This window comes from Synergistaceae bacterium (genome assembly GCA_012521675.1).
Taxonomy (GTDB): Bacteria; Synergistota; Synergistia; order Synergistales; family Aminobacteriaceae; genus JAAYLU01.
Genome location: JAAYLU010000058.1, coordinates 1 through 14,491, shown reverse-complemented (window position 1 = coordinate 14,491; position 14,491 = coordinate 1). Strand labels below are relative to the sequence as shown.

The 14,491-nt window shown below is 61.6% G+C and carries 12 protein-coding genes; 1 reads left to right on the top strand and 11 read right to left on the bottom strand.

Annotated elements, in window-relative coordinates; translation table 11 throughout:
• Positions 1 to 84: 84 nt before the first annotated feature.
• The 11 genes from GX181_05935 to GX181_05885 form a co-directional block, all read right to left on the bottom strand.
• The gene (locus GX181_05935) at positions 85 to 867 is read right to left on the bottom strand and encodes an ABC transporter ATP-binding protein (protein ID NLM71479.1); all 783 of its coding nucleotides are present in this window, start codon (positions 865 to 867) and stop codon (positions 85 to 87) included.
• Complete coding sequence (locus GX181_05930) at positions 864 to 1,730, bottom strand: branched-chain amino acid ABC transporter permease (protein ID NLM71478.1); 867 nt, start codon at positions 1,728 to 1,730, stop codon at positions 864 to 866. The genes GX181_05935 and GX181_05930 overlap by 4 nt, the downstream gene beginning before the upstream one ends.
• A 1-nt stretch (position 1,731) precedes the next feature.
• The gene (locus GX181_05925; GenBank protein ID NLM71477.1) at positions 1,732 to 2,604 is read right to left on the bottom strand and encodes a branched-chain amino acid ABC transporter permease; all 873 of its coding nucleotides are present in this window, start codon (positions 2,602 to 2,604) and stop codon (positions 1,732 to 1,734) included.
• Positions 2,605 to 2,660: 56 nt separating this feature from the next.
• Positions 2,661 to 3,818 (bottom strand): ABC transporter substrate-binding protein, encoded by a 1,158-nt coding sequence (locus tag GX181_05920; protein ID NLM71476.1) that lies wholly within the window; start codon positions 3,816 to 3,818, stop codon positions 2,661 to 2,663.
• A 65-nt stretch (positions 3,819 to 3,883) separates the two neighbouring features.
• Positions 3,884 to 5,188 carry a diaminopimelate decarboxylase gene (gene lysA, locus GX181_05915; protein ID NLM71475.1) on the bottom strand — a complete coding sequence of 435 codons (1,305 nt, stop codon included), beginning with the start codon at positions 5,186 to 5,188 and terminating at the stop codon, positions 3,884 to 3,886.
• A 322-nt stretch (positions 5,189 to 5,510) separates the two neighbouring features.
• Positions 5,511 to 6,626 carry a chemotaxis-specific protein-glutamate methyltransferase CheB gene (gene cheB / locus GX181_05910; protein ID NLM71474.1) on the bottom strand — a complete coding sequence of 372 codons (1,116 nt, stop codon included), beginning with the start codon at positions 6,624 to 6,626 and terminating at the stop codon, positions 5,511 to 5,513.
• Positions 6,627 to 6,643: 17 nt separating this feature from the next.
• Positions 6,644 to 8,947, bottom strand: a complete 2,304-nt coding sequence (locus GX181_05905) for a response regulator (GenBank protein ID NLM71473.1) — start codon at positions 8,945 to 8,947, stop codon at positions 6,644 to 6,646.
• Between the two features lie 26 nt (positions 8,948 to 8,973).
• Complete coding sequence (locus tag GX181_05900) at positions 8,974 to 10,656, bottom strand: methyl-accepting chemotaxis protein (protein NLM71472.1); 1,683 nt, start codon at positions 10,654 to 10,656, stop codon at positions 8,974 to 8,976.
• An 18-nt stretch (positions 10,657 to 10,674) separates the two neighbouring features.
• The gene (locus GX181_05895) at positions 10,675 to 11,220 is read right to left on the bottom strand and encodes a chemotaxis protein CheW (protein NLM71471.1); all 546 of its coding nucleotides are present in this window, start codon (positions 11,218 to 11,220) and stop codon (positions 10,675 to 10,677) included.
• Positions 11,221 to 11,255: 35 nt separating this feature from the next.
• Positions 11,256 to 12,665: a hypothetical protein gene (locus GX181_05890; protein NLM71470.1), complete on the bottom strand. Its 1,410-nt coding sequence runs from the start codon at positions 12,663 to 12,665 to the stop codon at positions 11,256 to 11,258.
• A 2-nt stretch (positions 12,666 to 12,667) separates the two neighbouring features.
• Entirely contained in the window at positions 12,668 to 13,126 is a 459-nt protein-coding gene (locus tag GX181_05885; protein NLM71469.1) for a chemotaxis protein CheW, read from the bottom strand.
• 411 nt (positions 13,127 to 13,537) lie between these two features.
• On the opposite strand from GX181_05885, the gene trpB reads away from it, so the two are divergent.
• A partial coding sequence (gene trpB / locus GX181_05880; GenBank protein NLM71468.1) for a tryptophan synthase subunit beta occupies positions 13,538 to 14,491 on the top strand: 954 nt, incomplete at its 3' end.

The following is a 14,491-nucleotide window of genomic DNA, read 5'->3' as shown; positions in this document are numbered from 1 at the left end:
CTCCCTCACCGACCGAGAATGATATGCCCCGTACCGCGTGTACCGCTCCGTGGTGCACGCTCATGCTATCGACGTCAAGTGCCTTCATCGTCCCCTCCCCGCTCCCAGGTAGGCGGCCACGACCTCCGGGTTCGCCCTGACCTCGTCCGGCGATCCGGTCGCGAGCAGCGCGCCGAAGTTCATCACCACTATGGGAGAGCAGATGTTCATCACCAGGTCCATGTGGTGTTCTATCAGGAGCACCGTGATGCCGAACATCTCGCGTACCTCCGCGATCAGGTCGGCGAGGCGGCGCGTCTCGTCCGGGTTCATCCCGGCGGCGGGTTCGTCCAGCAGAAGCAGGGTCGGCTCGGTGGCGAGCGCCCTCGCTATCTCGAGCTTCCTCTGGAGCCCGTAGGGAAGAGTCCCGGCCTCCGCCCCGGCGTAGCCCTCCAGCCCCAGGGTCCTCAGCAGGGTGCGCGCCTTTTCGGTCAGTTCCCTCTCCAGCCTTCGCGCGCTTGGAAGCCCGAGAAGCGAGCAAACGAAGCCGCAGCTCTCCCTCTGGAAGAGAGGGGTCAGCACGTTCTCCAGGCAGGTGCGCCTGTTGAACAGCCGTATGTTCTGGAAGGTCCTCGCGATCCCCTTTCGAACTATCGCGTCCGGTCGTCCGCCCCCTATCTCCGCACCCTTGAACAGAACCGCTCCCGAGGTGGGCCTGCACAGGCCGGTGATCAGGTTGAAGACGGTCGTCTTGCCCGCGCCGTTGGGCCCTATGATCCCCGTGATAGAGCCTTCGTGCACGTCAAAGGAGAGAGAGTCGACCGCCCTTATGCCGCCGAAGTCCCTCGTCAACCCGGACACGGAGAGAAGCGCGCCGTGGTCGCTCATGATCCTTCCCCCTCCTTTGCGGCTCTCCGCCTTGATCGGAAGAGCGACGACAGCTCCGAGTAACCCAGGAGCCCCTGGGGTCGGAAGGCCATTATCAGCACCAGCAGCAGCCCGTAGGCCACGAGACGCCACATCTGCGCAACCCTTAGGGCCTCGGGCAGGGCTATGAAGACGAAGGAGGCTATCAGCGGGCCGGAGATGCTGCCCATGCCACCGGCTATCACAGCCGCGAGCAGCTGCGTGGACTGGACCAGGGTGAACATCTGGGGCTGTATGAACGAGAGGAAGTGGGCCAGCAGTCCACCGGACAGACCGCAGTAGACAGCGCTGACCACCAGCGATAGCAGTCTCGTCCTGAAGAGGCGCACTCCGGCCGTCTCCGCCGCGACCGGGTCCTCCCTTATCGCGATGCACGCGACCCCCCACCTGGAGCGCAGGAAGTTCCTGGCCACCAGCACGCCACCCGCGAGGCACACCGCGACAACGGGCAACGTCGTGAAGCCGTCGATCCCCGGCAGACCTCGCGCGCCGTTGGTGATCTCCAGATTCTCCAGCAGCACGCGAAGCGCCTCGCCGAATCCAAGCACTGCGATCGCGAAGTAGTCGCTGCGCAGCTTTGCCCGTAGCGTCGGGGTGCCGATTATCAGGCTGGCGGCCCCCGCCGCCAGGGCTCCCGCCGCCAGCGCGAGGTAGTAGTTCACGAAGTAGTAGTAGGTCAACACCGCCGATGTGTAGGCCCCCACCGCGACGAACGCCGCGTGCCCGAGGGAGAAGAGTCCCGTGAAGCCGGTGAAGATAGACAGGCCTAGCACAGCTATCATGTTTATCCCGCCCAGTACGACTATGGAAAGAATATAGTCCATATCAGACCTTCTCCTCTCCGCCTCGGCCGAACAGTCCATCGGGGCGCATCACCAGGAAGGCAACGAGCAGCGAGAAGCTGAAGACGTCCCTCATGATGCTGGAGACGTAGGTGGACACGAAGGTCTCCACCACCCCGAGGATCAGCCCGCCGGCCAGGGCGCCCGGCAGGCTGCCGAGTCCGCCTATCACGGCGGCGATGTAGGCCTTGTTGGTCACCCACCCCATGGTAGGGTAGACGAGGTATTTTATACCGAGAAAGACCCCTGCAACCCCGGCGAAGCCCCCAGCCAGCAGGAAGACCACCGCTATCAGCCTGTCGAGGTCGACGCCCATAAGGGAGCACATGGTCATGTCCGACACACCGGCCCGGATCGCTATCCCGGTTTTTGTGCTCCCGATGAAGAGGTGCAGCCCCCATATCGCAAGTATCGAGAAGAGAAAGGCTCCCATGTCCAGCAGGCTGAGACTGCTTCCCCACAGGGTGACTACCTGGCGGCCGAAGAACTCGGGAAATGCGTAAAAGCGGGAGCCGATGGTCGCATAGACCATGTTCTCCAGGAAGACGGAGCAACCCATGGCGCTTATCATAAGGTAGAGAGACGGGGCCTTTCTCCTGCGCAGAACGGAGTAGGCCAATCTCTCGTTCAGCACCGCGATTATCCCAGCGCCCGCGACGCTTCCGGCCAACACCAGCCCGAGCCCCAGGTTCAGCTTGGTGGCAAGGGCGAGCCCTACGTAAGCACCGAGCATGATCACCGCGCCGTGGGCGAAGTTGCTGAAGTTAAGAACGCTGAAGACCAGAGAGTAGCCCACAGCCATCAGGGAGTAGATGCCCCCGATCGAGAGGCCCGTTATCAGAGTCTGAAGGAACAATACGGCTCACACTTTCTTTTTACGGGGCGAGGGAGACCCCCCGCCCCGCGATATGATCAGTCCTCGACCGATACGTACTTCTTGACGAACTTGAACTCCGCGTTCTCAACGTCCACCTGCTGGATCACTGCCGGCTTGTCCAGCGGGTTGTGATCCGCCGGGTCGACGGTCAGCACTCCGCTGGTGACCTTGAGGTCCTTCGTGTTGGCTATGGCGTCCGCCAGAGCCTCCCCTGTCTCGCCGCCCGTCCTGTTCAGGGCGTCCACTATCATCAGAAGCGCGTCCTGGGCCATGACCGGGTTGGGAAGCACCGGCTCCTCGCCGAACAGCTCCTTGTACTCCTGCACGAACTCCTGTATGTCCGGGTCGGCCAGGTCGGTCAGGTTGACGAAGTAGCCGCCGTCTATGGCGCTGCCGCCCAGCTCTATCAGGTCGGGGCTGCCCCAGTTGTCGGTGCCCAGCAGGATCGCCTCTATGCCCAGGTCGCGGGCCTGCTTCGCAGCCATCGCGGCCTCCTTCTGGCTGGTGGGGATGAAGATTACGTCGGGAGCGAGCTCCTTGATCTTGCCCAGCTGAGCGCGATAGTCAAGCTCCTCCGTCCTGAAAGCCTCCCTTGCGACTATCTCTCCGTCCTTGGCCACAAACGCCTCCTCGAAGTAGCGGGCGAGCCACTGCCCGTAGTCCGAGCCGACGTCGTAAAGGACGGCCCCCCTCCTCGCGCCCAGGTCGGTTATCGCGAACCGCGCCGCGACCGTGCCCTGGAACGGGTCGATGAAGCAGGGGCGGAAGGAGAAGCGGCGGACCTCGTCGGTCCTCTGGTCGATGGTGACGTAGGGATTGGTCGCGGTCGTCACTACCATCGGTATCTGCGCCCTCTCGAACACAGGCGCCGAGGCTATCGCGTTGCCGCTCTGAGCCGGTCCTATCACCGCGACGACGTCGTCCGTGACCAGACGCCTGGCAACGTTCACCGACTCGACACCGTCGTTCCTGTTGTCGTAGCGGACGAACTCTATCTGCTTGCCCAGAACCCCGCCCGCTTCGTTGATCCTCTTCGCCAGCATGTCCAGAGCCCTGGCCTCCGACTGCCCCCACATGGAGGCCCCTCCGGTCAGCGACACAGTGTGACCTATTCTTATAGTCTCGTCTCCGGATGCCGCACCAGCCACCGCCATCAACATCAGAACCAAAAACAACGCCACAACTTTTCTCATTACCCTTACTACCTCCTTTTGCTGTTGTTTGCTGCATCGGGCCGCACAGAACCGGCGCGGCCCGTTCAAGCCAGGTGATCGGGGATGCTCTCCCCCAGAAGCAGATCCTCGTAACTCTGCCGGGCGACTATCACGTCCGCCCTGCCCTCGCTCGCCAGAACCACAGCGGGCCGGGGCAGCCTGTTGTAGTTGCTCGCCATCGAGAAGTTATAGGCGCCGGTGTTGAGCACCGCGACCAGGTCCCCCCTCTCAAGGGGGGGAGTCCTCATGCCCTCGACGAGTATGTCACCCGATTCGCAGCATTTTCCCGCCAACGTCACCGTCTCGGTGGGATCGTCGTTCATCCTCCCTGCCGCGACAGCCCGGTACTTAGCCCCGTACAGGGAGGGCCTCGGGTTGTCCGCCATCCCCCCGTCGACCGCCGCGTAGGTCATGTCGCCGACCCTTTTCACAGTCTGCACACTGTACAGGGTGATGCCAGCCTCGGAGACTATCCAGCGGCCCGGCTCGATCGTCACGTGAGGACGATCCATGCCGTGCGAGCGGCAACTCTCCTCCAAGCAGGACATCATCGGGTCGGTGAACTCCTCTATGCGCGGCGTCCTCCCCTCCAATGAGAAGTCGACGCCGAAGCCCCCGCCCATGTTCAGCTCCTCGGTGACGAGGCCGAGGTCCCTCCTGAAGCCCGCCATCAGATCGGTCAAAATCTCGACGGACATCACGTGCGAGTCATTCTCGAAGATCTGCGAACCTATGTGGAAATGGAAACCTCTCAGCCTTACGCGATCGGAGCTCATTGCACGCTCCACGGCCTCGCCCAGCAAATCGCCCGCCGCCGGGAAGCCGAACTTCGAGCCGGCGTGCCCGGTGATTATATGCCTGTGGGTGCGAGGATCGACCCCGGGCGACACCCTCAGCAGGATGTCTGCCCTCTTCTTCGCCGAGGCGGCGGCCTCCTCCAAGGCCTCCAGCTCCGACAGGCCATCGACCACGATGCGGCCCACTCCCGCCGACAGGGCCGTCGACAGCTCCTCAACCGTCTTTCCGTTTCCGTGGAGAAAGGCGTTCTTCAGCGGGAAGCCGGCGGACCGAGCGACGTAGAGCTCGCCTCCCGAGACGAGATCCAGCCCCAGCCCCTCGAACTGAACTATCCTGCACATGGCGAGGGTCAGGAAGGCCTTGCCCGCGTATACGGCCGAGACATTCTCCCATCTTCGAAGAAACGACTCCCTGATCTGCGCGCACCTGCCCCTGACCGCCTCCTCGGAGAGGACGTAGAGAGGGGTGCCGAAGCGCTCGGACAGCTCGGACACGTCCCATCCCCCGAACACGAGACTCCCTCGCTCGTTTATTGTAAGCCCTTCTCGCATTTTACGCGCCCTCTTTCTATTCGTATGAAAAAAAGCTCGCCCCCCTGAAGGGACGAGCCATACATGTCTCGCGGTACCACCCTGCTTGGGCGCTTGAATGCGCCCCGCCTCGGACGCTGTGACGGGCGTCTCCCGTGGATGTACTGTCGGTCCCAAGGGACCGTTTCCACCCCCGCTCCTCGGTCTTTGCGCCTTTCGTCCCCGCCGGGGGGCCTCTCAGCCTTCGGGCTCCCCTCTCTGGCAGCGGTCCTGACCAGGGCCTTCCGCATCATCGCGTTTTCCGTTCAAGCTTGCGACATTATAGCCAGTGATGCGAAAAAGGTCAACCGGAAAGGCCGTTCATCAACGACTCGAGCAACTCCGGGCGTTCCGGGCGCTCAAGCACGTCCTGCAGGATAGAGGCGAGGAAGGTGGGAGTGCCTACGTAATCCACCGCACCCAGCCGCACCGCCTCCCCCGGCATTCCCCATACTACGGAGCTCTCCTTGTCCTGGGCGAAGGTGACCGCCCCCATGTCGCGCAGCGCCTTCATCTCGACCGCGCCGTCCTTCCCCATTCCGGACAGCAGTACAGCCGCGACCTCCCCTTTATGAACGGAGGCGACGCTTCTGAACAGTCGCGACACGGACGGACGGACAAGGTGCTCGGGCGGATCGTCCATCAGGACCAGCTCTCCATCGCCTCCAAGGCATAGGTGCAGGTCCTCCGGAGCTATGTAGACTATGCCGCTCTCCGGCCTCTGTCCGTCCTGGGCGACCTGCACGGGAAGAGGGGTCGTCCTGTTCAACCAGTCCGCGAGCCCCGCCGTGAAGCCCTTCGCCATATGCTGAACCACCAGGATGGGGTACGGGAATCCGGCTGTAAAACGCCCGAGGAACTCCGAGATGGAGTTGGGCCCCCCGGTGGAAGCACCGACGACCACCAGGGAGACTCTCTTTTTTTGCCCGGTGATAGCTCGCTGAAATGCGTCGTCACGCGAGGCGCCTTCGACAGCCGGAGTTCCGCCGTAAGGGCTTTTTCTCCTTTTTATTGGCCGAACTGTCAAAATCGACGCCTCTTTGACGGTTCTCAGAAACTCGGCGGCATAATCGGACTCGTCCAGGACGACGTCGGTCGGCTTTGCGAGTATCGCCACGGCGCCAGCGTCCATCGCCTCGAAGGTCTTCTCTATCTCGATCGGGTCCCAGTGCGAGCTGACGATCACCACCGGCTTCGGATCGGACGACTCCATTATCCTGCGGGTCGTCTCGAAACCGTCCATTCCCGGCATGTGAATGTCCATTGTGATCACGTCAACTGCGTTCTCCTCCAGGAAGCGCAGGGCCTCTTCGCCGCTCTCGACGGCGCCTACGACGAAAAGGTCCGGGTCGTCGCTCAGGATTCTCTTGAGCAGTCTCCGCAGTATGGCGGAATCATCGACTATCAGAACTTTAGCCATACAGTGCTTCCCCCATCTTACAGAAGGCGCCGCAGCGCCTCCAGCAGTCTCTCATGATCAAAGCCGCTTTTCACCACGTAAGCGTCGGCACCCACCTCCGCGCCCCTCCGCCTGTCTTCCTCGGATTCGAGAGAGGTCACGAGAAGCACTGGAAGGTCCGTCCTGACAGGGTCCGAACGAATTTTGGCAGTGAGCTCGAGGCCGTTCATCCGGGGCATCTCCACGTCGGACACGACGGCGTCGAATGAGTCCGCGGAGAGGATATCCCAGGCCTCCCGGCCGTCGGCGGCGGTCCTTACATCGTAGCCGGCCGCCGACAGGATGTTCCTCAAAAGGGTGCGGGATGTTATCGAATCCTCGACGACCAGCACTCTGTCCTGTTCCCTCTCGTCTACGATATCGGTCAGCAGGCGCCTTCCTTCGGCCGTTCCTTGCAACGAACGAATGATGTCGGCCGGGTTCAGCACCGGCACCACCCTGCCCGATCCAAGCACTGTCGCTCCCGAGACGTTTCTCACCCTGGCGAGCTGCCTGCCGAAGGGCTTGAGCAGTATCTCTCGCTCATCCATGACTCTGTCCACCACGAAGGCGCCGAAGACGCCCCCGAACTCCATGACCACGAACGTGATCTTATCCGGAGCCTCCGTTCTCTCTGGCTCCTCAAGTTCCAATATGTGACCGAGACGCGTCAGGGCCGTCGGGACGCCATCGACAGTTATGCTCTCCTTCCTGCCGATCCTCTTGATCTCGGAGATCGCCACTCTGCCCACCCTCTTCAGGCTGGGCGACGGTATGACCAAGAGCTCGTCCCACTCCTCGACCAGGACTCCCCGGAAGGTCGCCAGGGCCAAGGGCAGAGTGAGTCGGAAGGATGTCCCGACCCCGGGCTTGGAGTCGATCGCCACCCTTCCGCCGAGGGATTCCACTCCCTCGCGGACTATGGCCATGCCGAGCCCTCGCCCGGAGACCCCGGTCACCACGGAACTGGTGGAGAAGCCCGAGCGAAATATCAGATCCAGGGCCACCGCGTCGTCCATGAGCTCCGCCTCGTCCACAGATACGGCGCCCATCCTGATCGCCCTCTGGCGCAGCTTTTGCGGGTCAATGCCCCTGCCGTCGTCCTGCACCAGGACCTCTACCCTGCCGCCGTCGGCCTGGGAGACGGATATCGACAGTTTCCCGACGGAGGGCTTCCCCGAGGACAGCCTTTCCTCGGGGCGCTCCATGCCGTGATCCACGCTGTTCCTCACCAGGTGAACAAGGGGGTCCTTTATCCCCTCGAGTATGCGTTTGTCGACCTCTATGCCATCGCCTTCTATCACGACGTCGACCTCTTTGAGGAGATCGCGCCCCAGGTCCCTGGCGATCTTCGGAAAAGCGGAGAGCAAGGAGGAAAAGGGCAGCATCGCCGCCGATCGGGCATCGTCCATCAACTCGTTGGTCATTCCTCCCACGAGGCGTTGGTCCGAGCGAAGAGAGTTCTCCATTTTGCGCAGTTTCTCGCGGATCTTCCTCAAGCGTCTCCTGCCGGAGCGAAGGAACTCGGAGACTTTCGCAAGCGCTCTCTCATCGCTCTTTCCATCCCGCTTAAGAGAGGAAACGGCCAGATCCCACTCCCTCTCCAGCTCGGTCTGAAGGCTGACAAGGTCGTGGACGTCCTCCATGCGCACCGCAAGGGCGAGGTTCACCGTCAGCAGCTCCTGGGTCTTCAGCAGCAGGGAGTCGAGCTTCGAGGACGCCACCCTGACGGTCTCACGAGCTGCGCTCCTGGGCTGGTCGGACGCCCTCGGCGCCTGTGCGGGCTGCTTTCTTTCCGGCCCGGGCGCCTCCTCAGGAACAGGCGCCCCGACCCCTGAAGGCCTCTCCTCCCGGGGCTCGTCCGCGACTGCGGTCGCAGGTAACACCGCCTCGCCGGGCGGGGCGGTTTCGAGCTGCATAAGCCCCTCTATCTCCTCCACCAGCCGTCTGACCTCCTCATCGTTCCCGTCGTCCGTGGAGACCGCCATCCGCGAAATGACGTCCACGGCCCGCTGGAGCACGTCGAAGCCCTCGGGGGAGAGCTTGAGCGCATCTTTCTTTACCTTTGAGAAGACGCTTTCGATCACCTGGCAAATGGACGAAATCCCGGGCAGCATCACCGCCTGGGACGCGCCTTTAAGGCTGTGTGCCGCTCTGAACAGCTTCTCAACACATTCATTAGCCGATTCAGGGCGCTTTTCGAGCTCCAGCAGCCCGGAGACCAAGGCCTGAATGTACTCCTCGGCCTCTGGGACGTAGTCACTGCGCAGCTCCTCCAAAAAATCCCTGTCTATTAAACTCATGAGGTCGGTTCAGAGTCCTTTTTCGGTCAGACCAGGTAGCCTTCTACGAGGATCGAGAGTTTTTGCCCCATCTCGCGAAGTCCCGCCGAGGACGCCTCCAGCTCCTTCATCCTGACCACGTTGTGCTCGCCTCCTGCTTTTATGCTCTCCATGGCCTGGGTCACCTGGTCGATCCCTGCCAGCAGCTCGTTGTTAGCTGCCGCTATCTGAGCGGCGGACTGAGCCGACTCGACGAAGTTGCTCGTTATCTTCTGTATCAGCTCCTGCGAGGGCGCAGCGTCCTGCGCACCCTCCTCGACGGCCTTGGATCCCTGCTCTATGGCCATCACGGAGGCGCTGGTGGCCTTCTGGATGTCGCGGAGGATGCGCTGGACCTCCTTCGCCGACTGCTTGGACTGTTCGGCGAGGCTCTTTATCTCCTGGGCAACAACGGAGAAGCCTCGTCCCTGGTCGCCGGCCTTGGCTGCCTCGACCGCGGCATTGATGGCCAGCAGGTTGGACTGCTCCGCCAGATCCTCCACCGTTCCCGTTATCTCGCCGACCTCCTGGCTCTGCTCGCTCAGCTGGATTATCGTCTCGGCGATGGAGGTCATCCTCTCCCGAATCAGCTTTATCCCGCTGAACAGGGTCTCGGTCGAGACCTTGCCTCGCTGCATCTCCTGGAGCCCCTGCTGGGCGCTCTCCGCGACCTTGCTGCTCCTCTTGCTCGTGACCTCCGCCGTCGTGCGGACCTCCTCGATTGTCGCGGAGGTCTGCACCACCGCCGCCCCCGCCTCCTGCGCCGCGGCTGTCACCGATGAGACCGACTCGGATATCTCGGAAGTCGCCTTCGCAAGGGCCACCGCCATCTCCTTCATCGACGCTATCTGCTCCCTGAGGCTGATCGTAAGCTCCTGGACGGCCTTGGCGAGGTCTCCGAGCTCGTCCCCCCTTGATAGAATGTCCGGGGAGATGTCCATTCGCAGATCGCCGTCCCTGAGGCGGGTCAAGAGAGCGACGGAGGCGTTTATCGGGCGGATGAGGCTGCGCGTCAGCCCGACCGTTATGATTATCGTGACGAAGACTCCCAGAAACATGGTGGCGAAGGAGAGGTTCCTTGAGACCTCGGCCGCTTTCAGGCCTTCCTCGACGATCTGTTTGGTGACCCTGTTGTTGTCGTAGGTCAGCAGGAGAAACGCGTCTCCCATGAGATCGGAGGCGACCACCAGCTCTTTGGACATCTCCTCGCATTCACTGAACAGCTCGGCCTTCTCCTTCTCGGTGCCCGCATCGACGATTCTCTCGAGAAGCGCGGTAAAGCTGTTGTTTATGTTCAGCCACTTGGCGTAATGCTTCATCAGGTCCTCAAGGTGCTCCTTCTCCTTCTCCGAGTAGCGAGGAGAGGAAAGAAGAGTCTCCCATCCGACCTCCACCCTGTTCAAGCTGCCCTTGCGCCTTCCTATGATATTTTTAAGCTCCTGGTCGCGGTGCGGCTTGTCCTTGGCCAGCAGGGCCTCGTAAGCCTGGGTCCGCACCAGGACGCGCTCATAGTTCAAAGTCGCCAGGGAACGCATATCCTCGAAACGGTTCGAGGCGATGTTCTTTATGAGGTTTGAAAGACGATTTGCCCCCATGGTTCCGGTCAGGCCCAGGAGAAAGGCGATAAGCACCACTGTGCTGAAGGCAAAAGCCAGTTTGTTTTCAATGCTGTCAATCTTCGGTTTCCTCATCATCTATACCTCCCGGATTTAAACTCTGTCGTCCACAATAAGTGAATCATCCCGAAGAATCCTCTCCCCGTCAAGGACCACGGCGCCTTCAGCCTCCAATCCAATAACATAGGCAGCGTAGGCGCCGACCATCGCCGGAAGGGGCGGGCGAAGATCGCCGAAAAGGATGTTGCGCATGCCCTCGAGGGAGTCCACCAACAGACCGACTTCCAGATCGCCGGAACGCAGGACCACTACTCGTCTCTCCTCGCTTTTTCCCTTGCCCTGCAGCCCGAACAGGCGCTTGAGATCGATGACCGTTACTATTCGCCCCCGCAGGTTCACCATCCCAGCGACGTAAGGCGGGGTGCAGGGCACGACCGACGGCTCTTCGGACCGAAGGACCTCCCCCACGCTCGTCGAGGCGACCACGAAGCGCTCGTCGCCGAGGCGGAACTCTACGACCTCCACCAGGTCCTTCCGTTCCTCCCATCCCTTCGGAGGCTCCTTGGCGAGCCTCTCCGCCCTCTGTTTCAGGATGAGGTCCATCCGGTCCACTTTGTCACTGTTCAGCTTCGGCTCCACTCTTCACTTCACCGCCCTGTGCCGGGAGAGTTGCCTCACGGCCTTCTTATGTTCCTGACAGTCTGCAGGAGCTCCCCCGCGGTAACCCCGTTCTCGCCCCAAAGCAATGCGTCGTACGGAAGGGATGACAGCGCCTCCTCGGCGTTTCGAAAGTGACGGTCCGCCTCCTCATTTTTCCCGGCCCTTAGCGCAAATCCGCCCAGCCCGTAGTGGGCAAGGGCGAAATTGGGGGCAAGGTACACAGCCCGTCTCAGAGATGAGACAGCCTGCCTCTCGTCACTCAGTTCCGAGAAGATCAGCCCGGCCAAGTAGAAGGCCTCGGGGGACGATCCGTCTATCTCAAAGGCCCTGTCCACCCAGTCCATCGCGTCGCCAACCTTTCCGATATTGGCAAGGTGGCGGGCGTTCTTCAGACAGCCTTCAAGTGAATACTCGTCCTCGATCGCCACCGAAGGCTCTGTCTCCGGCCTTCCGGAGGCAGCGGGAAGGAATGGTTTTTCCTCCACTGACTCCTCGCACGGATCGTCAGTCCCGTCCGAGCAGACAGCCGGCCGCTCCGGCACCTGCTCGTCGCCTCGTTCCCCATGCGAAGGAAGCTTTCGATAAAGAGTCACTCCGTCATGACATACGGGAGTGAATAGCGGGGAGAGCGAGTCGTAGGCCTCGCACGGAGCGAGTATCAGCCAGCCGCAGCAGGGCAAAAGCGAATGAAAGCGCTCCAGCGTGCTCTTGACCCGTTCCTCGGAAAAATAAATAAGGACATTCCTGCAAAATATGACGTCCGGGGGAGAGGCGTCGCTCCACGGAGACCATTCCTCGTCCGCGAGATTGAGCCAGGAGAAGTAGGTTCCTCTGCGGAAACCGGGTTTGACGCCCCATTTGCCGTCCTCCAACTTGTCGAAATAAGCCCTCTCGTCCTCCTCGGGCACCCCTCGGAACGACCAGCCGGAGTAGACGCCCTTTCGTGCCTTTTCCAGGGCTGGAAGGTTGATATCCGTCCCCAGCACCGAGATCCTTTTTTTCGCGCATCCGAAGAGCGAACGATGGAGGACTATTGCGATCGTGTAGACCTCCTCGCCGGTGCTGCAGCCGGCGCACCACACTCTGATCTCCTCTCGCTCTTCGTCCGCTAAAAAGTCTTCCACCACCAGTTCCTGGAAGGCGCTCAACGTCCTCGGCTCGCGGAAGAAGTAGGTCTCCCCGATCGTTATGCGCTCCCCCAGCTCCCGGAGGACTCTCTCCGAGAATCCGTTCCTCAACAGGAGCCCCGCGTACTGCCCGGGGGAGATTTTCTCGCGTGCCGCCAAGGCCTGAACGACTCGCCAAAGGTCGCCCCTGTTGATCTTCGTGCGAGCCATTCCCATCCGCGACTCGGCCTTGACCGCAATTTGGTCCAGAGTCCCTTCAAGTTCGCGGGGTGCCTCGGGCTGCGGCTTCAGGGTCACGGTCACTCGCCCTCCGCTGGAAGCTCCGGATCGTCCGCTCTCCGCCCGACATCCGGGATGGAAAAGAGAGAGTCCGCGGTCCTCACACAGACCACGCTCTCGTCTCCGGCCATCAAGCCCGCTTGCTGCCCGTCCTCGTCGTCGGGGAACGACACTCTCTCGATCGACAGGGGGAATACACCCTCCACATGATCGACGAGAAATATGAAAAGTTCTTCCTCCTCATAGTCTTCGGGCGCTTCCCTGCTGACAAGTATCATGAAGTCGCTTGGAAGAACTCTGCGCATCGGCATGCCGAAACGAACCCTGAGGTCGAACACCGGGACAAGCCTGCCGCCATAGTTTACAACCCCTCTGATAAACGCAGGGGAATCGGGAAGGGGGATTATCTCGACCGCTGCCAGCACGCGCTCGATCTCCTCGGCCGGAAGAGCGAACCGTCTGTCACCGACTGTGAACAACAAAAAAAGGGGCTGACTTTTGACCGCAGTCTCCATTTCCTCACCCTTTCAGCCAAGCACTCCGCCCCGCATGGTGCTTCCATGCCTCGTACCTCGTTCCATGTAGGATTATAGCAGTCTTTTGGTAAAAAAGTTGGAATGGTCGTCGAAAAAGGTATTGACAGGACTGCTTCGCCGTGATATTGTCGCCGCATGAAAAAAATATCGAAGAACCCGGATCGGATTTTCAACATGAATAACGCGTGGTGGTGGTGGCCCTAGGGTCCCGCCGCCTTTGACCTGTTTCCAGGGGGCCGCGGGATGAATTTTTCCTGCGGCCCTTTTTGTATGGTTTTACAGGGCCGTCGTGTAGACGGCCCTTTTGTTTTTCAAAACAAGCACCACTGACTTTAACCAAAGGAGGAAAAGAAGATGACACGGACGGGAATAGGACAGACAAAACGCGGGTACTACGGGGATTACGGCGGCAGATTCGTGCCGGAGGGGATCACCGGGCTGCTCGAAGAACTGGAGAGAGCGTTTGACGACGCCGTTGGGGACGCCGGCTTTCAGAGGGAGCTGGACAAGCTGCTGAAGGAGTACGTCGGCAGGCCATCGGCCATCACGGAGTGCGTCAACCTCGCCGGGGAGCTGAGTGGCGGACGCCTCTTCCTGAAGAGGGAGGACCTTAATCACACCGGCGCCCACAAGATCAACAACGCGCTGGGCCAAGCACTGCTGGCAAAAAAGATGGGCAAGACACGCCTGATCGCCGAGACTGGCGCGGGAATGCACGGAACCGCCAGCGCCACGGCGGCCGCCCTCATGGGAATGGAGTGCACCGTCTACATGGGAGCCGTCGACGTGGAGCGCCAGGGCCCTAACGTATCGCGCATGAAGGCGCTCGGCACCAAGGTCCAGCCGGTGCACGACGGCCAGGCGACGCTGAAGGAGGCCGTCGACGCAGCCCTCGACGCCTGGATGGAGGAAACGGACGCCTTCTACCTCCTGGGATCGGTGGTCGGCCCCGCTCCGTACCCGGAGATCGTGCGCTACTTCCAGAGCGTGATAGGTCGGGAGGCCAGGGCGCAGATCCTCGAACGCGAGGGACGGTTGCCCGACGAGGTCGTCGCGTGCGTCGGGGGCGGAAGCAACGCGATCGGCATCTTCTCCGGCTTTCTGGACGATAAAGAGGTTGCTATAACCGGGGTCGAGCCCGCCGGCAAGGGCCTGCAGTTCGGAATAGGCGCGCACGCCGCCACCCTCTGCGTGGGGACCCCCGGAGTCGTGCACGGCTTCAATACCTACGTCCTCTTCGACGAGAAAGGAGATCCCGCCCCGGTCCACTCGGTCGCAGCAGGACTGGACTACCCCGGCGTCGGACCG

Excerpts from the sequence above, each read along its gene's own strand:
- GX181_05930 (NLM71478.1), bottom strand. The coding sequence starts at position 1,730 with ATGGACTATATTCTTTCCATAGTCGTACTGGGCGGGATAAACATGATA.
- GX181_05905 (NLM71473.1), bottom strand. The coding sequence starts at position 8,947 with ATGAGTTTAATAGACAGGGATTTTTTGGAGGAGCTGCGCAGTGACTAC.
- GX181_05935 (NLM71479.1), bottom strand. The coding sequence starts at position 867 with ATGAGCGACCACGGCGCGCTTCTCTCCGTGTCCGGGTTGACGAGGGAC.
- cheB (NLM71474.1), bottom strand. The coding sequence starts at position 6,626 with ATGGCTAAAGTTCTGATAGTCGATGATTCCGCCATACTGCGGAGACTG.
- lysA (NLM71475.1), bottom strand. The coding sequence starts at position 5,188 with ATGCGAGAAGGGCTTACAATAAACGAGCGAGGGAGTCTCGTGTTCGGG.
- GX181_05920 (NLM71476.1), bottom strand. The coding sequence starts at position 3,818 with ATGAGAAAAGTTGTGGCGTTGTTTTTGGTTCTGATGTTGATGGCGGTG.
- GX181_05900 (NLM71472.1), bottom strand. The coding sequence starts at position 10,656 with ATGAGGAAACCGAAGATTGACAGCATTGAAAACAAACTGGCTTTTGCC.